Here is a 17,121-nt window from a genome sequence, read left to right as displayed (position 1 = left end):
GTTAGAGATGACTGAGACTACCCAAGCACTCAAGCACACCGCGCTGCACGCGCAGCACGAAGCTCTCGGCGCCAACTTCACCGACTTCGGCGGCTGGGACATGCCGTTGAAGTACGGTTCGGAACTGGCTGAGCACAAGGCCGTGCGCTCCACCGCTGGCCTGTTCGACCTGTCCCACATGGGCGAGGTCTACCTCTCCGGCCCGGAAGCCGGCAAGGCGCTGAACACCGCCCTGGCAGGGAACCTGGGCATCATGAAGGTCGGCAAGGCGAAGTACTCGCTGATACTTGACGCCGAGGGCAAGATCATCGATGACCTGATCGTCTACCGCCTGGAAGAGGAGAAGTTCCTCGTCGTGCCCAACGCCGGCAACGCCCCGGTGGTTGCCGCCGAGCTGGCTGCCCGCGCCGCCGGCTTCGACGTCGTCGTGGACGACGCTTCGGGCCGCCAGTCGCTGATCGCCGTCCAGGGACCGAACGCCGAGGCGATTGTGCGCAAGCTGGCCGCCGACGAGGCAACCGCCCAGGCTGTCACCGAGCTGAAGTACTACGCTGCGGTGAAGGTGGTGCTCGGCGGCATCGACGTGCTGCTGGCCCGCACCGGCTACACCGGCGAAGACGGCTTCGAGCTGATCATCGAAAACGAGGATGCGGCAGCACTCTGGGAAAAGAGTGTTGAAGCCGGCAAGGACCACGAGCTGGTTCCTTGCGGCTTGGCTGCCCGCGACTCGCTGCGCCTTGAAGCCGGCATGCCTCTGTACGGCAACGAGCTGTCCCTGGAACGCACCCCGTTCGATGCCGGATTCGGTCCGGTGGTCTCCTTCAAGAAGGAAGAGGACTTCGTGGGCCGCGAAGCCCTGGAAGCGTTGCGCGGTGCGACCCCGCCACGCAAGCTCGTCGGCCTCAAGGGCCTGGGCAAGCGCGCCGGCCGCGGCGGCTACGCCATCGTCAAGGACGGCGCAACCATCGGTGAAATCACCTCCGGCCAGCCTTCGCCAACCCTGGGCTACCCGGTTGCACTGGGTTATGTCGACGCCGAATTCGGTGCAGTGGGAACCGAGCTGGAGGTAGACCTGCGTGGTAAGACTTTGCCTTTTGTCGTAGTCGAACTGCCGTTCTACACCCGAGCCAAGTAACGTTAAACATCAGTAGGGCTAAGCAAATCGCCCGCTAATTCCCTTGGGAGAGGAAATACCGTGAGTAAAGTTCTTTCGTCATTGCGCTACTCGGCCGAACACGAGTGGATCGATGCATCGTCCCCAGCAAAGATCGGCATCACCCAGGTTGCCGCCGACGCCCTGGGCGACGTGGTCTACGTCGACCTGCCAGAGGTCGGCGACTCCGTTACCGCAGGCGAGACCTGTGGCGAAGTCGAGTCCACCAAGTCGGTTTCCGACCTGTACTCGCCAGTGACCGGCACCATCGTTGCCATCAACGACGAGGCAGTGGACAACCCAGGCATCCTGAACGAAGACCCATACGGTGCCGGCTGGCTGTTCACCGTTGAGGTCGCCGAAGAGGGTCCGCTGCTTTCGGCAGCTGACTACGCAAGCGCGAACGGTGGAAACGTCGAGTAATGAGCAACCAGACTTTTGAATCCGTTGCCGCTGCAACGTTGACCCAGTCGCTGGCTTCGCTGGATCCGGAGATCGCGCAGCGTATTGACGCTGAGCTGGCTCGCCAGCAGCGCGGCCTGGAAATGATCGCTTCGGAGAACCACACGGCGCAGGCAATCATGCAGGCGCAGGGTTCGGTACTGACCAACAAGTATGCCGAGGGCTACCCGGGCCGCCGCTACTACGGCGGTTGCGAGGAAGTTGATGTCATCGAGACGCTGGCGATCGAGCGGCTCAAGGACCTGTTCGGGGCGAAGTTCGCTAACGTGCAGCCTCACTCCGGTGCGCAGGCCAACGCGTCGGTGTACCACGCGCTGGTTCGTCCGGGCGATACCGTGCTGGGGCTGAACCTGAACCACGGTGGCCACCTGACCCACGGCATGAAGCTGAACTTCTCGGGCCGCTTGTTCAACATCGTTCCTTACGGTGTGGACGAGGTAACCTATGAAGTGGACATGGACGAGGTGGAGCGCCTTGCCATCGAGAACCAGCCGAAGATGATTGTTGCTGGCTGGTCGGCGTACCCGCGCCAGCTGGATTTCCAGCGCTTCCGCGAAATCGCTGACAAGGTCGGCGCGTACCTGTTCGTGGATATGGCGCACTTCGCTGGCCTGGTGGCAACCGGGTTGCATCCTTCGCCGGTCCCGCACGCTCACGTAGTGACCTCCACGACCCACAAGACCCTTGCCGGTCCACGTGGCGGCATCATTCTCTCGAATGATGCTGAGATTGCGAAGAAGCTGAACTCGGCGGTGTTCCCTGGCCAGCAGGGTGGTCCGTTGGAGCACGTGATTGCTGGCAAGGCTGTGGCGTTCAAGATTGCCGCTTCGCCAGAGTTCAAGGAGCGCCAGGAGCGGACCTTGGCTGGTGCCCGTATTTTGGCTGAGCGCTTGACCCAGGAAGATGTTGTTGCCAAGGGCATCAGCGTTTTGACTGGTGGCACGGATGTTCACATGGTGCTCGTTGACTTGCGTAATAGCGAGTTGGATGGCCAGCAGGGTGAGGATCTTTTGGCTCAGGTGGAGATCACGGTGAACCGCAATTCGGTGCCGTTTGATCCTCGTCCGCCGATGGTGACTTCGGGGTTGCGTATTGGTACCCCGGCGTTGGCTACCCGTGGTTTCTCGGAGGCTGCGTTCGCTGAGGTTGCGGAGATCATTGCACAGACGTTGATTGCTGGTGCTGAGGGTAATGCGGCGGTGTTGCCGGAGCTGAAGGATCGTGTTCTGCAGCTTGCCGCGGCCCACCCGCTGTACCCGGAACTGGCTAAGGTTTCCGAGTAGCATCATCTGATTAGGATGTGGGCCCGGAAGGTGGAAATACTCGCTTTTCGGGCCCGCGGTCTTTCAACATCCAGAGGTCCAGGCGCTGCACGGTACGTGCGGTGGCCGCAAGCCTCTGGAACCACACTCCACAGATCCGGGGCAGAAGCTCTCGGATTACCCAAGTTCTAAGGATGTGACCCGCTATGGCGGTTAGCGTATTCGATCTTTTCTCGGTTGGCATCGGACCGTCTTCCAGCCATACCGTGGGACCAATGCGTGCAGCACACGCATTCATTGCCCAAGTAATCCGAGAAGCCCAACTGGACGCACTGGAAAATATCCGTGTTGATGTCTACGGATCCCTGGCCGCTACCGGACGCGGCCACGGCACCTTCACTGCCATCATGCTGGGGCTTGAAGGCTTCGAACCTGAAACCGTGCTGCCATCACAGGTCGATGACCGCCTGGCGGACATGGAAGCCACTGGAATCCTCCACCTGGCCGAACAGCTTGATCAGCGCAAGGACCTGAACTACAAGGTCGAAGACATGATCCAGCATCCGCTCACCGTACTGCCACGCCACACCAACGGCGTGAAGTTCATTGCCCTCGACGCTGACGGCAACGAAATCGCCAACGAGACCTTCTTCTCCGTAGGCGGCGGCTTCATCGTGCGCGAAGGCGCCGAAGACCGCATCGAGAAGAACCTCGAAGAGAAGCTGAACAAGCAGCCCTATCCCTTCACCACGGCAGCCAAGCTGCTGGAACATGTGAAGGAAACCGGCCTGTCCATTGCCGACATCATGATGGCCAACGAAATGGCCTACCGGTCCCGCGACGAGATCCGCAACGGCCTGGTCCACATCTACGAAGTGATGGAAGACTGCAAGGATTCCGCGCTGGAACGCACCGGTGTGCTGCCCGGCGGCCTGAAGGTTCGCCGCCGTGCGCCCGAATGGCATGAACGCCTGCGCAAGGAAGACAAGGACCGGGATCCGGTCTACTGGCAGGAATGGATCAACCTCGTTGCGCTGGCCGTCAATGAGGAGAACGCCTCCGGCGGACGCGTGGTCACCGCTCCAACCAACGGCGCAGCGGGCATCATCCCGGCCGTGCTGTTCTACGCCACCCACTACGCACCGGGCGCAAAGTACTGGAATGAGGAGGAAAAGCACGACGCTGTCGTACGCTTCCTGCTCACCGCTGGTGCCGTCGGCGTGCTGTATAAGGAGCAGGCATCGATCTCCGGCGCCGAAGTCGGCTGCCAGGGCGAAGTCGGTTCGGCATCATCGATGGCTGCTGGCGGCCTGGCCGAAATTCTTGGCGGCACCCCAGCGCAGGTAGAGAACGCAGCGGAAATCGCCATGGAACACAACCTTGGCCTGACCTGCGACCCGATCGGCGGACTGGTCCAGATCCCTTGCATCGAACGCAACGCCATCGCTGCTTCCAAGGCAGTGAACGCGGCGAAGATGGCGCTGATGGGCGACGGCGAACACCACGTCACCTTGGATGAAGTCATTATCACCATGCGCGAAACCGGCAAGGACATGAGCGACAAGTACAAGGAAACTGCGATGGGCGGCCTGGCCGTCAACGTGGTGGAATGCTGATTTCCCAGTAACGCATGACCCAGTTCGGGAGGCCTGCACTGCAGGTCTCCCGAACTTTTTAAATGTGATCTTGGCCCCCAAGTCCGGCAATTCCCAGCCATAGCTGATAGAACTGGGACTAGGCCCAAAGCGCGCTAGCGCAAACCAGTTTCGAGGAGGTGAGTGTCGTGGAAGACAGTTCTAGTCGATCTATGCACACGAACTCACCCGGACGCTCGTAGCCGAATCAGCCGAATCTGGCAGCATCCTGCCATGGGATCCCAACGAGTTCGTGACTCTTGTACATGTCACCGGCGCCTGGTCCTGCACGCAAATACTGACTGATTTATCTCCCTGTATTCATGGGGTGATTGAGCGGTGAGAAGTTGCTGGCAGGCTTGTATTCACGCGCCAAATGAACCATTTGGACCAAAATCATGTTTTCTCCAGAAAAGGTAGACTTCTCTACTATTTCGCGAGCCTTGCGCTCCCATCTCAATCACGCAGAATTCCAGCTCGCGGCAGGGTTGCTGGGCGGTCTGCACATCGCCCAGACCATTGAGCACCTCGAAGCACTGGATGCCACGGAGGCTGCCCTGGCCTACCGGCTGCTGGACAAGCAGGCCGCGGTACTGGTTTTCCGGGAACTCGACGCCCCGGTGCAAGCCGACCTGGTGCGGGCGCTGCAGTCGCAGACCGTCATCGATGCCTTCGCCCAGCTCCCCGCCGCGGGACGGGTAGCGCTGTTCGATGAACTGCCAGCGATCGTGGCCACGAAACTGCTGTCAGGGCTGCCGAAGGCCAAGCGCCAGGAAACCGGAATCCTGCTGGGCTATCCGGAAGCAAGCGCCGGCAGGGCGATGTCCCCGGATTTCATCGCCACCCATCCGCAGCTGTCTGTGGCCGAAACCCTGGAACGCATCAGCGCACGCCTCGGGAACTGCGAGAACGCGCAGCTCATCCTGGTGATCGATGATGAACGCCGGCTGCTTGGCACCATCAAGCTCAGCGAGCTGCTCACCGAGCCGGCCGGGACAACGATCGGAGAACTGTGCACCCAGAGCCCGGTCGTCCAGGCCTGCGAGCCGGAGACGAGCGCGGCACGGGCGGTGGTGGATCGGAAGGCAGGGATGCTCCCGGTGCTTGATCGGGAAGATCGCCTGCTGGGAGTGCTGACCTTGCCCATGGCGATCGGGATCCTTGAGGATGCCGAAGAGCGCCGCTCCGCGTACGGCTCCGGAACGGATCCGCTCTTCCGCCCTTACCTGGGGACGCCATTGCGCCACCTGGTGAAGGCGCGCGTCATCTGGCTGCTGGTCCTGGCTATCGGCGCCACCTTGACGGTCAAGGTGCTGTCCAGTTTCGAGCAGACACTGGAGTCGATGGTGGTGCTCAGCTTGTTCATCCCCTTGATCGTGGGCATTGGCGGGAACACCGGCAACCAGGCGGCGACCACTGTCACCCGTGCGCTGGCCATGGGGGATGTGCGGGGAAGCGACTTCTGGCGGGTGCTGATGCGCGAGGTGCGAATCGGAGCGGTCCTGGGACTGTGCCTGGGCGCGATAGCGCTGGTGGTGGCCGGGAGCATTTTCGAACTGCGTATCGGATTGGTGATAGGCATCAGCCTGGTGGCGCTGTGCAGCATTGCTGCCGCTGTCGGCGGGGTGATGCCGATCATCGGTAAATTCTTCAAGGTTGATCCTGCGGTATTTTCCAACCCCTTCATTTCAACCTTCGTGGATGCCGCCGGGCTGATCGTCTACCTGTCGGTGGCCGTGCTGATTCTTGGATAGCCTGCAGCTGCACTGGGGTGCGCGGAATAAATTCGCGCATCCCAGCGTCGTAACAGGTATGCCTCATAGCAAGCTCTTTACTGAATTTACTGTCCCGGCCAGAAGCGGAGAAGGCCTGAAGCTTCGCAACCGCGTCGTGCTTCCGCCGATGTGCCAGTATTCCGTGGAAAAACGCGACGGCGTTCCAACGACCTGGCACTTGGCTCACCTGGGTTCCATGGCCCATGGCGGATACTCCTTGGTGATCGCCGAAGCAACTGCGGTGGCAGCTGAAGGCAGGATCTCGGATCGCGATACCGGCCTGTGGAATGACGAGCAGGCCGAAGCCTGGAAACCGATTGCCCAATACATCCGCGCCCATGGGGCAGCCGCCGGCGTGCAGCTGGCGCACGCCGGAGCCAAGGCATCGACCTATGGCTGGCTCAAGGATCTTGAAGAAGCTGGAAAATCCGGCAGCATCAGCGCGGAAGATGGCGGCTGGGAAACCTTCACTTCCTCGCCCAGCGAGCTCTACGGGCTGAAGCCAGCTACCGCGATGAGCGTGGAACAGATCGAGGCATCGGTGCAGGACTGGGCTGATGCGGCCAAGCGTGCCGACGCGGCCGGATTCGACCTGATCCAGATCCATGCCGCGCACGGCTACCTGGTGCACCAATTCCTGTCGCCGCTGACCAATAAGCGCACCGACGAATACGGTGGCAGCTTCGAGAACCGCACTCGATACCTGCGTGAAGTCATCGAGGCAGTGGCTGCCGTGTGGCCGGAAAACAAGGCCCTGGGCATTCGCTTCTCCGGAGAAGACTGGGTGGACGATGGATGGAGCATTGCTGACACCGTTCGGATCGCCAAGGAACTCTACGGCTACGGTGTGCGCCACTTCGACCTCTCCAGTGCAGGAATTGGCAAGTTCAACGGACCGTCTGGTCCGGGCTACCAAGTGCCGTTGGCTCAGGCAGTGAAGGAAGCGCTGCCCCAGGATGCCTTCGTTACCGCGGTCGGCGTCATCACCGAGCCGATGCAGGCAGAGCAGATCGTCGTGACCGGGCAAGCGGACGGCGTCTGCGTTGGGCGCGCTGCACTGGGCTAACCGTTCGGCGCAGGAATTGGGTGCACCGATGGCATTCCCCGCCCAATACTGGCGCGGCCGCTGGTAAACGCAAGTTGCCATGCTGATTTCATCCAAACAACGACATAGTTTCTGGTTACCTCTTCCAGCCACTGAATAGTGATGTTAGGTTAGTGCCACGGATCTAGTCGCACCGCGGCCAAGGGTCGCGTGCGGAAGGGAGTCAGCATGGCACTACGCGCGGATTCTAATGGAATCGACGCTTCGCTCTATCGGAGAAACGGCTCGTGGAGCACAGCTCTCGTGGATGCATCGTTGGGAACCACTGCCGCCCAGGAAGCAGCAGACCGGCTTCCGGACGAGGTAGCCAAGCTGCTCAAGAGCCAGCAGGCGCAGCCCAGCGATGTCCAAGCACTGATCGGCGCACTGGAGCCAGCCCAGGGACTGCGAGCACCAGTAGCACGGTTCGTAGCTGTTCATGACGGCGAAATCGTCCTGAACGAAGTCATCCCAGGCCTCAAGGTCCAAACTTCATCGGTTGATGTGGGTCCGTTCCCGAACTTCACGGCGCTGGCCCGCGCCCGTGGCGGATCGTTCTCCTACCTCGTAGCTGAAGTCAGCAAGGACGGAGGCGAGGTGCACCTCTACAATACGGCGTCACCTGAACGCCTGGGCAGCCGTGGCATCGTCGGGTTGCCCGAGGAAATCCACCATGCACGCAAGGTGCCCGGGGAATACGACCAGCCCAAGGCGCAGGCCGCCGCCGATGAGATGGCTCGTCGAAACGCTGACGAAGTTGCCGAGCTGATCAGTGAAATGTCCAACGAGAACTACGTCCGACTGATCATTCTTTCGGGCGACATCAAGGCTCGTGAACTGGTGCTCGGGGCAGTACCCGTGGCGCTCAAGGACTATGTAGAAGTCATCGACTCGCATACGCGCACCGGGGGTGCGGACACCAAGCAAGTCGATGCCCAAATCACCAAGCTTGTAGAGGAAGTGAAAGCCAAGTCCCTGGCTGAATTGGAATCGAAGATCGCTGCGCAGTCCGGCAACGGCAAAGCGCAGCTTGCTGTCGGACTCGATGAAGTTGTCACTGCGCTCCAATCGGCGCAAGCCGAAATGGTGCTGGTTGGACAGTACCAAAGCGAGCATACCCTTCGCGCCTTGAGCGCCGAACCATGGATTGCCCATCAGGACGGAGATGACCATGCAGAGCTGGTCGTCGGGGAATGGCCGGCGCCAGAAGTGCTCCTGCGGGCCACCGCGCTGACCGATGCCAGCATTCGCTATGTACCGGATTCGGTGATTCCTGGCGGTGCAGGAATCGCAGCCTTGCTGCGCTGGGCCAAATCCTGAACAGTTCACTAAATGAAACGATCCGCACAGGAAATCCTGCGCGGATCGTTTTTTGCGTTCCAGCTATCTGGTGCCTAGCGATCTGACGAGCCGGCTGCCGGGGGAGCCGGTGGGGAAACATCTGAACCGTGATCGGAGTTCTGCTGCTGTCCAGGCTGATAGGCCGGAGGAGCCCAGTAGGCCTGGTTAGGGTGAACCGGTGGCTGGTTCATCTGCCATGGCTGCAGCATCGGACGGCGCTCTGCTGCTGGAATCGGGCCTGCCGTACGCGCAATGCCTTGCCTGTCTGCCAGCTTCACCAGCACGAAGGTCAATAGGGCCATGAAGCACACCGAGAAGACCAGCGAGAGCGGGTTGGATTCCGTGGCGTTCAGGTCAACTACGCCCATTGCACCGAGCAGGAACAAGAAGGTGTTGTTGATGATGTGCATCGCCATCGCTGCTTCAAGGCCACCGGTGCGCCAGGTCAGATAGCCTGCCGCGATAGCGAACGCCGCCACATCGAGAAGCCCCCAGACATCGTAGAGATGGCCGATGGTGAAGAAGGGAACTGGGAGCAGGATGGCGAACAGTGGATGCTTCAGCCAGCTGCCGATGACCTGCATGAACGCGCCACGGAAAACAAGCTCTTCAGCTGCGCACTGGAAGGGCGTCAAGAGGATCACCAGCAGGGCATAGAACAGCGGATCGGCCGGCAGGCTACTCGCCGGCACGGGTTCGGACTCGCCAATGCCCAAGGCGCCCAACCCGAAACTCAGCCCGAAATACACTGCGAACAAGATGGCGCTGGCACCCAACGTCAGGCCGAACCAGCGCCAGCGCAATTTGCCGGCGACCGATATCAGCAAGCCGACAGGCTTGGGCCCGATGAGCAAGTAGGCGAGGTAGACCGCCGGGATCATGATGATCAGGGAGACCATGGTCATCGAGAAGTCCGTCGCCGTGGCCATGTTCAGGGTTGGATCCATGAGGAACTGATCGGGAGCCTCATCTGGATTCTCCGCAGCCCACGTCAGCGGGTTCATGATCAGTGCAATGAACATCGCCAGTATGGCGATGAGCAATGCCGCGCCGTAGAAGCCAATGCCGATGCCGGTGAACGCCAGCGGTCTCCACCAGCGGTAGTTCTCACTGCGTCTCATTAGGCGATGGAACGAATAGTTCATCTCACCCTCGGCGCCTTGCGGCAAGGGTGGCTGGTTCATTGGCAAGCTCATGGCTCAATTCTCCCGTTCCGCAGTGTTTGAAGGTATGAACCTTACGGAGGATTTATCGGGTCATCCTTTTGAATATCCAGGACCAGCTCTTCGCAACGCGGTCGGCATCCAAGGCAAACTCCAAGGGGCTAGCTCTTACACTTGGAAAGAACGATTCGCCTTCTTTGATTTGGAGCAGCACCACGTGGGCCATCATCACCATAACGAACCGATTTTGCAGGATCCCCGGCGCCGGCGGCGTGCCTCGATCATCTTGTGGGCGCTGCTTGCGCCTATCGGCGCCCTGGCCCTGGTCATGGTCATCTTGTTGTGGCCGCAAGGCAACTACGACAAGTTTGCCCTGAACGGAGCCATGGACACTACCGGTGGCGCAACGATGGAAGTGGGCACTGTCACGCGCAGCACAGTCCAGGACTGCCCGTCTTCCCAAGGGTTGGAAGAAGTTGGTGGCAAGGTTCTCGAATGCCAAGTCACCTACGTGATGCCCGAATCCGGTGGCGCGGAGATCCAATTGGAAATCCCACCGGAAATGCTGCAATCACGTGATGCGCGCGCGGGCGACAGCATTCGATACCTTGATCTCTCCGCGGTGGACACCACCAGCGGCAGCCCGTACGTATTCGTTGACTTCGTGCGCACTTTGCCCATGGCACTGCTGGCCATCGCCTATGGCGTGGTCGTGGTGCTGGTCGCCGGATGGCGCGGCACGCGGGCGATGATCGGCTTGGTCGGTGGCATCGCCTTCATGATCATCTTCATGGTTCCGGCCTTGCTTGAAGGCGGCAATCCGGTCCTGGTGGGACTCACCGGTTCTACCGCCATCATGTTTGTCGCGTTGTATTTCGCCCATGGGCTGAACGCGAAAACATCCACAGCGCTGCTGGGAACGCTCTTTGGCCTAGCGGTGACCGCGGCGATGGTGCTTTGGTTGACCGATGCGGCCGCTTTGACTGGAGCCAACGATGAATCGGCAATCACCCTATCGACGGTGGCCCCGCAAATTTCCCTGCCCGGCTTGCTGATCTGCGGCGTGCTGGTTGGCGGCATGGGTGTGCTCAATGACGTGACAATTACGCAGTCGGCAACCGTCTGGGAACTGGCAGAGAGCACGCCCAAGGCCTCGGCCAGGGAACTGTTCTTCCGCGGCATGCGCATCGGCCGGGACCATATCGCTTCGACCGTATACACCATCGCCTTCGCCTACGCCGGTGCGGCCCTGCCGGTGCTGGCCATTGCGGCGCTGAGCAACCAGAGCTTCGGGGTCACCCTCGGCTCCGGCGCCATGGCTGAAGAGGTCATCCGAATCCTGATTGGTTCCATCGGATTGGTATTGGCGATCCCGGTAACCACCGCCATTGCAGTGATGGTGGTGAAAGCTACCGGCACCGGCGGTGCCCACGGCAAGCGGGCTTTGCAGAGTGTAAGCTCCGACTCCTAGGTGCGAACCATTCTCATATGTAATGTAGAATAGTTCTCAATAGCGATCCGATTTAGATGGAGACCACCATGAAGAACTACCGCTCGCTGCTCGCAGCTGCCGTCGCCCTGCCCGCTGCCGGACTGATCCTTGCCGGATGCGGTAGCGCCACAGGAAGCGAATCGAAGGAAGCGGAATCTGCAGAGATCAGCGTAGTGGCCACGACGAACGTCTACGGACAGATCGCCCGTGCCATTGGCGGAGATAGCGTGGAGGTCAGCGAGATCATCACTTCGGCCGCACAGGATCCGCACTCCTATGAGCCAACCGCACGCGACAAGCTTGCGATCTCCAGCGCGGACCTGGTCCTTGCCAATGGCGGCGGATATGACCAATTCATGGACTCTCTCGTTTCTTCGCTACCGGAAGGCAAGTCTGGAGAGATCACGCTCATGCACGCTGTGGACTCCTCGCCGGTAGCTGCGGAACCCGAAGAGGCCGGGCATGAGGGCGAAAGTGCCGAGGAGCATGCGCAGCACGCTGATGAGGGCGGCCATGAGGGCGAAAGCGCCGAGGAGCATGCGCAGCACGCTGAAGAGGGCGGCCATGAGGGCCACGACCACGCGGGCTACAACGAGCACATCTGGTACGACCTGGATTCCATGGGTGAACTTGCTGATGCACTGGCCGAGTCCTTTGCCAAGGTCGATACCGCCAACGCGGATCAGTACAAGCAGAACGCAGCAGCCTTCAACGAAGGGATCGGGAAACTCGAAGCCCAGCTCGAAACCGCCAAGCTGGATGGCAAGAGCTTCATGATGACCGAGCCGGTTCCATTCCACTTGCTGGAAGCTGCCGGCATGGAGAACACCACCCCTGAAGGGCTGAGCGAAGCCATCGAAGAGGGCGAGGGCATTGCGCCGATGACCATGAAGAAGGCTGAAGACAAGCTCGTTGCTGGCGACGCTGACATGCTTGCCTACAACGTGCAGACCGAAGGCAGCGAAACCAAGGCGCTGAAGAAGAACGCTGAGCGGGGACAGGTACCTGTAGTCGACTTTGCAGAAACCATTCAGGATGATTCCAGCTACCTCGAATGGATGGAATCCAACATTTCCGACTTGGCTTCCGCAATCAACGGCTAAACCTACGTAAACTAAATGCATGGCATTGTTCTCTTCCCAGATAACGCAAGCGACAGGTAAAGCACGCTCCCTCATTGCGGAGCGGTCTGTTCGAGCGGAGATCGCTCACTCGGACCGGGAAATCGAGCAAGCCGACCATGTGCTTTTCTTCGCCGAGGGGCCCGGGCAGTTCTACCAGCTCGGAGTCTGGCTGGGTACCTTCGAGCGCCTGGCTGCCCAGGGGCTCAACGTCGGCGTGGTGCTCATGGACGCACTAAGCGCACGACACGCGCTGGCAGAATCGAACCTGCCGATATTGTTCTCGCGTTCCATGGAGCAGATCGAGAATAAGCTGCGCGAGTGGAATACCAAATCCATCAACTACGTGAACAACGCCCAGCGGAACTTCACGATGCTGCGCTTCAACGGACCGGCGCATATCCACCTGAACCACGGTGAGAGCGAAAAGGCCTCCATGGTCTCCAACCAGCTCAAAGCCTACGATTTCGCCTGCGTGGCTGGTGCTGCCGCGGTAGAGCGCATCACCGAGAACATCTCCCGTTTCGACCCATCGCATCTGGTGCAGATCGGACGCCCGCAGCTCGATGACCTGGAATTGCCCGGCCCTTCGGAGAAGATCCGGGTTCTCTACGCACCGACTTGGGAGGGCGACTCGCAAGCCATGGCGTACTCCTCGGTGGCTACTTTGGGCGAGAGAATTCTGGCCCAGCTGAGCAACGATGAGCGTTTCGAAGTGCGTTTCCGTCCCCATCCGAAGACCGGTGATGTGTCCGCAGAGGCAAAAAAGGCCGTGGTCAGCCTGAAAAGCAACTACGCTGCCACCGTGGATGCGCTCAGCGACGCGGCGCAGTCCTTGGTCTGGGCGGATGTGGCCATCTGCGACACCTCGGCGATGGCCTATGACGCGGTAGCGCTCAACATCCCGCTGTTGCTGGCCGGAGACCCCCAAAGCAAGCTCCATTCAGGGTTGCCATTGGACCAGCGGCTGGGCAACGCCAACGGGCTGGCGCAGCGGGTTGCGGATCTTGCCGCGTCCTCGGTTGCCGGGGCGCAAAAACAGCTGGCCCAGTACTTCTTTGCCACCACAGAACCCGGGGTGGCTACGAAGAAACTGAGCCAGCTGCTTTCGAGCCTCTAACCTTCTGGGCCTAGCGCTGCTTGAAGACCGTATCCTGCCATTCGCGATGGGCCGCGGGATCATGGGAGATCATCACATGCTTGACATTGGTGTACTCATCGAAGGAATACTGGCTCATGTCCTTGCCCATCCCCGAAGCCTTGTAGCCTCCATGCGGCATATCGGAAACGATCAGGATATGCTCGTTGATCCACACGCAACCGGCCTGGATTTCGGCGCTGGCACGCATCGCGCGGTCAACGTTCTTGGTCCATGCGCTCGCCGCCAGGCCATACGGGGTGTCATTGGCCAATTCGATGGCCTCGTCATCGGTATCGAACGCCAACGCCACCAGGACCGGGCCGAAGACTTCCTGCTGCACGATCTCTGAATCCTGGGCAGCTCCCACCACCAGGGTAGGGCGGTAGAACCAGCCATCGCCCGGAAGCTGCTTGCCTCCGGCAAGCACCGTTGCTCCGGCATCCTTGGCACGCTCAACCATCGAGGAAACCTTCTGCAGGTGGGCCTCGCTGATCATCGAACCCATGTCGGTATCGGGATCGGTCGGATCTCCCACCACCATGGCCTCCATCAGTTCGGCCACCTTGCTGGTGAACTTCTCGAAGACCGAGGAATGCACGTACGCGCGCGTGGCGGCGGTGCAATCCTGTCCGGAATTGATCGTCGAGCCGGCCACCGCACCATGTGCGGCAGCTTCGATATCGGCATCATCGAAGACCACCATCGGCGCCTTGCCGCCGAGTTCAAGATGAACCCGGGTACCGGTCTCGGCCGCCATGGACATGATCTTCAGGCCCACGGCGGTAGAACCGGTGAACGAAGTCATCTTCACCAGCTTGTGGCGCACTAGGGGCGAACCAACGCTGGGCCCGTCGCCAACGACAATATTGATCACGCCGTCCGGCAAACCGGCATCCTTGGCGGCCTGGGCAAAGAGCACCGAGGTGCCCGGGGTCAGCTCGCTGGGCTTGAGCACAATCGTATTGCCGGCGGCAATCGCTGGCAGGACCTTCCACGCAGCCATCTGCAGCGGGTAGTTCCACGGGCTGATCGAACCGATCACGCCGATAGCTTCACGGCGAACCATCGAGGTGGTGTTGCCCGCATAGTCCCCGGCGGCCAATCCCTGCAAATTGCGTGCAGCGCCAGCAAAGAAATTCACGTTGTCGATGGAACCGGGCACATCGAATTGGGTCGACATGCGGATGCTCTTGCCGGTCTGAGCGGTTTCCAGGACGGCGATTTCATCGGCATGCTTTTCCAGTTCGCGAGCGAATGCCAGCAGGTGGTCGGCCCGTTCGCCCGGGGTCAGCCTGGACCAGGCCTTGAAGGCGCCGGCGGCCGCCTGCACCGCCTGGTCAACCTGCTCGCCGGTCGCGGTATCCACGTCCAGCAGCTTCTTTCCGGTGGCTGGATTCGCGCGCTCCAGCACCGGGCCGTGCCCGCGGACCTGCTGGCCATTGATGAACTGGTGTCCAAGGGAACTATCGTAGTAGGCCATGTGAATTCTCCTAGGGGGATTCAGAGGGTGAAATAGATCTTGCGCAGGGTTTCGGTGACGATCCAACGGGTTCTCATGCCCGCATGAAGCCGGACAACGCTGCCTGGAACCAGCACCAGTTCTTGGGCGCCGAAACCATCGGCTTCCAGAATCTGCACCGTCGCGCACCCGGCAAGCACCACGAAGTACTCGTCCGCTTCAATATCCTGCATGGCGCCGCGGGACATCTCCCAGACGCCGATTCCTGCATCCCCGAGGGTGCCCAGCTCGCGGTAGCCTGCGGTTGCGGATGCCTGACCGGCGACCACCTGCTCGTCGCCGATGGCAACATGCTTGACCTCAAGGGCATCGGCTTGGACGATGCCGGCTTGAAGTATTCTTCCAGGCATCAGGAATCGAACCCCATTCCGATCTTATCCATCAGCTTCAAGAAGGCCGAGCGCTCGCCTCGATTGCGATCGGCCTTGACCAGCTGGCTTGTCATCAGGTTCACGCCCACCCATGCGGCAGGTTCCGGCGGGAATGGGATCGGCTTGGTACGCACCAGTTCCAATTCGGTCAGCTCGGTCTTCTGGCCCGAGAGCAGATCCAGCATGACCCTTGCACCGAAACGGGTCGCGCCGACACCGAGGCCGGTGAAGCCTGCACAGTAGGCCACCTTGCCGCCGTAGGCCAGATCGAAGAAGGAGAAGAAGCGGGAGCAGGTATCAATGGCGCCACCCCATGCATGGGAGAACTTCACCTGTGAGAGGTCCGGGAAGCTGCCGAAGAAATGCGCGGCGAGCTTCTCGAAGGTCTGCTGGTTGGTGTCGTAGCTGGAGCGGACCTTGCCCCCGAAGTGGTAGACCGCGTCGTAGCCGCCGTAGAGAATGCGGAAGTTCCCTTCGGCGTCGATGGTTGGGCGGGCATAGTGGAACCGGTTGTTCAGGTCGGCCAAGCCCACCATGTTCTCCCAGCCGATGGCCGCGCGCTGCTGCGCAGTGAGCGGTTCAGTCATCAGCGCGTAGTCGTATACCGGCACAATGCGGGAGCGGTGGCGCTTGAGCAGAGACGGGAAAACATTGGTTGCCAGGGCCACGTGCTTGGCGGTGATCTGCCCGTCGGCGGTCAGCACCTGGACCTGCGTGCCGGCATTGTTCATCTCCACGGCGTGGGTATGCTCGTAGAATTCGACGCCTAGCTCGCTGCAGACGCGGGCAAGTTCCCAGACCAGCTTGGCGGGGTGGACCAGCGCGGTTGAGTCATGGTCACGGGCGCCGGCCAAGAAGTCTGGCGAATTGACCAGTTGCCTTACCGCGCCGGCATCGAGGTAGTCGACACCCGGTGCCTCAGCTTCCTCGGCCACCCACGCAATCTGATGCTGTTCGGTGGCCACGCTGAGCGCGCCCTCGCGGACGAAGTCCACGTCCATCGCATAGCGGCGCACCGTCGCTTCGAACTCGTCGAGGTTCTTCCTGCCCAATTCCGCAAGCAGCGCATTTTCCTTGGGCAGATGGTTTTCTCCGTTGGCCTCGCCGTGGACCAGGGAGGCTTCGCAGAAGCCGCCATTGCGCCCGGAAGCAGCCCAGCCCAAGCGCTGGCCCTCGATCAGTACAACTTTTCGGCCGGGGTTCTGTTCCTTGGCTTGGAGCGCGGTCCACAATCCGGTGTAGCCGCCGCCGATAATCAGCAAGTCGGCGGTGAGTGAGCCATGCAGCGCCGGGTGGGGTGCGGGGCGGTGCTCATGATCCAGCCAGTAGCTGGTGCGCTTGGCGCCGGCCAATGCTCGGGAGATCAGGGTGGGGGAGACTTCGGCTTCATGCCTGTCAAAAGTCAGGTCATTGGTGCTGTTCATTAGTTCTTTCCTCGAAGGTAGCGGGTTCGGCAGGCGCTATCGAGGCAGGGGAACGACCAGTGGTCCGTGCGGCTTTGCCGTCTGCTGGGCACCGGGGATGCCAGTTGAGTGCCAATCGGCGGCCAAGGCTATCCCTCTTCTCGGAAAGATGAATACAAATTGAATGTGATTCATTACTC

General features: G+C 60.8%; 14 protein-coding genes. 10 read left to right on the top strand and 4 right to left on the bottom strand.

The features are described 5' to 3' along the window. Nucleotides 1–7: 7 nt before the first annotated feature. From gcvT to ACIP6G_RS04015, 7 genes are all read left to right on the top strand, one after another. On the top strand, nucleotides 8–1,135 hold the full coding sequence (gene gcvT / locus ACIP6G_RS04045) for a glycine cleavage system aminomethyltransferase GcvT (protein ID WP_365943140.1): 1,128 nt from the start codon (nucleotides 8–10) through the stop codon (nucleotides 1,133–1,135). Between the two features lie 60 nt (nucleotides 1,136–1,195). Continuing rightward, nucleotides 1,196–1,576: a glycine cleavage system protein GcvH gene (gcvH, locus tag ACIP6G_RS04040; protein ID WP_105659073.1), complete on the top strand. Its 381-nt coding sequence runs from the start codon at nucleotides 1,196–1,198 to the stop codon at nucleotides 1,574–1,576. Then, nucleotides 1,576–2,898: a serine hydroxymethyltransferase gene (glyA, locus tag ACIP6G_RS04035; protein WP_365943141.1), complete on the top strand. Its 1,323-nt coding sequence runs from the start codon at nucleotides 1,576–1,578 to the stop codon at nucleotides 2,896–2,898. Before gcvH ends, glyA begins: the two co-directional genes overlap by 1 nt. Nucleotides 2,899–3,083: 185 nt before the next feature. After that, nucleotides 3,084–4,493, top strand: a complete 1,410-nt coding sequence (locus tag ACIP6G_RS04030; RefSeq protein WP_365943142.1) for an L-serine ammonia-lyase — start codon at nucleotides 3,084–3,086, stop codon at nucleotides 4,491–4,493. 416 nt (nucleotides 4,494–4,909) lie between these two features. Continuing rightward, nucleotides 4,910–6,265: a magnesium transporter gene (gene mgtE, locus ACIP6G_RS04025; protein ID WP_365943143.1), complete on the top strand. Its 1,356-nt coding sequence runs from the start codon at nucleotides 4,910–4,912 to the stop codon at nucleotides 6,263–6,265. 163 nt (nucleotides 6,266–6,428) lie between these two features. Further along, a complete protein-coding gene (locus tag ACIP6G_RS04020; protein WP_400288715.1) occupies nucleotides 6,429–7,352 on the top strand; it encodes an NADH:flavin oxidoreductase/NADH oxidase in 924 nt (307 codons plus the stop codon). A 207-nt stretch (nucleotides 7,353–7,559) separates the two neighbouring features. Further along, nucleotides 7,560–8,690, top strand: coding sequence for a hypothetical protein (locus ACIP6G_RS04015; protein ID WP_286134138.1), 1,131 nt, complete (start codon nucleotides 7,560–7,562; stop codon nucleotides 8,688–8,690). Between the two features lie 74 nt (nucleotides 8,691–8,764). Here ACIP6G_RS04015 and ACIP6G_RS04010 read toward each other — a convergent pair whose 3' ends face one another. Next, a complete protein-coding gene (locus ACIP6G_RS04010) occupies nucleotides 8,765–9,832 on the bottom strand; it encodes a lysostaphin resistance A-like protein (RefSeq protein ID WP_400288713.1) in 1,068 nt (355 codons plus the stop codon). Between the two features lie 259 nt (nucleotides 9,833–10,091). Here ACIP6G_RS04010 and ACIP6G_RS04005 point away from each other — a divergent pair, with 259 nt between their 5' ends. The 3 genes from ACIP6G_RS04005 (at nucleotide 10,092) to ACIP6G_RS03995 (ending at nucleotide 13,607) form a co-directional block, all read left to right on the top strand. Then, a complete protein-coding gene (locus ACIP6G_RS04005; RefSeq protein ID WP_400288711.1) occupies nucleotides 10,092–11,345 on the top strand; it encodes a YibE/F family protein in 1,254 nt (417 codons plus the stop codon). Between the two features lie 68 nt (nucleotides 11,346–11,413). After that, the gene (locus ACIP6G_RS04000) at nucleotides 11,414–12,469 is read left to right on the top strand and encodes a metal ABC transporter solute-binding protein, Zn/Mn family (protein ID WP_365943147.1); all 1,056 of its coding nucleotides are present in this window, start codon (nucleotides 11,414–11,416) and stop codon (nucleotides 12,467–12,469) included. A 19-nt stretch (nucleotides 12,470–12,488) separates the two neighbouring features. Further along, nucleotides 12,489–13,607: a CDP-glycerol glycerophosphotransferase family protein gene (locus ACIP6G_RS03995; protein ID WP_365943148.1), complete on the top strand. Its 1,119-nt coding sequence runs from the start codon at nucleotides 12,489–12,491 to the stop codon at nucleotides 13,605–13,607. A gap of 10 nt (nucleotides 13,608–13,617) precedes the next feature. Here the strand turns inward: ACIP6G_RS03995 and ACIP6G_RS03990 are convergent, their stop codons facing one another. Genes ACIP6G_RS03990 through ACIP6G_RS03980 form a run of 3 tightly spaced genes read right to left on the bottom strand, consistent with a single transcriptional unit; the run spans nucleotide 13,618 to nucleotide 16,942 of the window. Beyond that, entirely contained in the window at nucleotides 13,618–15,108 is a 1,491-nt protein-coding gene (locus ACIP6G_RS03990) for a gamma-aminobutyraldehyde dehydrogenase (RefSeq protein ID WP_365943149.1), read from the bottom strand. Nucleotides 15,109–15,128: 20 nt separating this feature from the next. Next, nucleotides 15,129–15,497, bottom strand: coding sequence for a cupin domain-containing protein (locus ACIP6G_RS03985; RefSeq protein ID WP_365943150.1), 369 nt, complete (start codon nucleotides 15,495–15,497; stop codon nucleotides 15,129–15,131). Beyond that, nucleotides 15,497–16,942, bottom strand: coding sequence for an FAD-dependent oxidoreductase (locus ACIP6G_RS03980; protein WP_365943151.1), 1,446 nt, complete (start codon nucleotides 16,940–16,942; stop codon nucleotides 15,497–15,499). The genes ACIP6G_RS03985 and ACIP6G_RS03980 overlap by 1 nt, the downstream gene beginning before the upstream one ends. Between the last annotated feature and the right edge of the window lie 179 nt (nucleotides 16,943–17,121).

The organism is Glutamicibacter sp. NPDC088483 (assembly GCF_044753145.1).
Classification (GTDB): domain Bacteria; phylum Actinomycetota; class Actinomycetes; order Actinomycetales; family Micrococcaceae; genus Glutamicibacter.
Note: the sequence above shows the minus strand (reverse complement) of the source record. Positions and strands in the feature narration are given on the sequence as shown.

Excerpts from the sequence above, each read along its gene's own strand:
- glyA (WP_365943141.1), top strand. The coding sequence starts at position 1,576 with ATGAGCAACCAGACTTTTGAATCCGTTGCCGCTGCAACGTTGACCCAG.
- ACIP6G_RS04015 (WP_286134138.1), top strand. The coding sequence starts at position 7,560 with ATGGCACTACGCGCGGATTCTAATGGAATCGACGCTTCGCTCTATCGG.
- ACIP6G_RS03995 (WP_365943148.1), top strand. The coding sequence starts at position 12,489 with ATGGCATTGTTCTCTTCCCAGATAACGCAAGCGACAGGTAAAGCACGC.
- ACIP6G_RS03990 (WP_365943149.1), bottom strand. The coding sequence starts at position 15,108 with ATGGCCTACTACGATAGTTCCCTTGGACACCAGTTCATCAATGGCCAG.
- ACIP6G_RS04010 (WP_400288713.1), bottom strand. The coding sequence starts at position 9,832 with ATGAGACGCAGTGAGAACTACCGCTGGTGGAGACCGCTGGCGTTCACC.
- mgtE (WP_365943143.1), top strand. The coding sequence starts at position 4,910 with ATGTTTTCTCCAGAAAAGGTAGACTTCTCTACTATTTCGCGAGCCTTG.
- ACIP6G_RS04030 (WP_365943142.1), top strand. The coding sequence starts at position 3,084 with ATGGCGGTTAGCGTATTCGATCTTTTCTCGGTTGGCATCGGACCGTCT.
- ACIP6G_RS03985 (WP_365943150.1), bottom strand. The coding sequence starts at position 15,497 with ATGCCTGGAAGAATACTTCAAGCCGGCATCGTCCAAGCCGATGCCCTT.
- ACIP6G_RS04000 (WP_365943147.1), top strand. The coding sequence starts at position 11,414 with ATGAAGAACTACCGCTCGCTGCTCGCAGCTGCCGTCGCCCTGCCCGCT.
- ACIP6G_RS03980 (WP_365943151.1), bottom strand. The coding sequence starts at position 16,942 with ATGAACAGCACCAATGACCTGACTTTTGACAGGCATGAAGCCGAAGTC.
- gcvT (WP_365943140.1), top strand. The coding sequence starts at position 8 with ATGACTGAGACTACCCAAGCACTCAAGCACACCGCGCTGCACGCGCAG.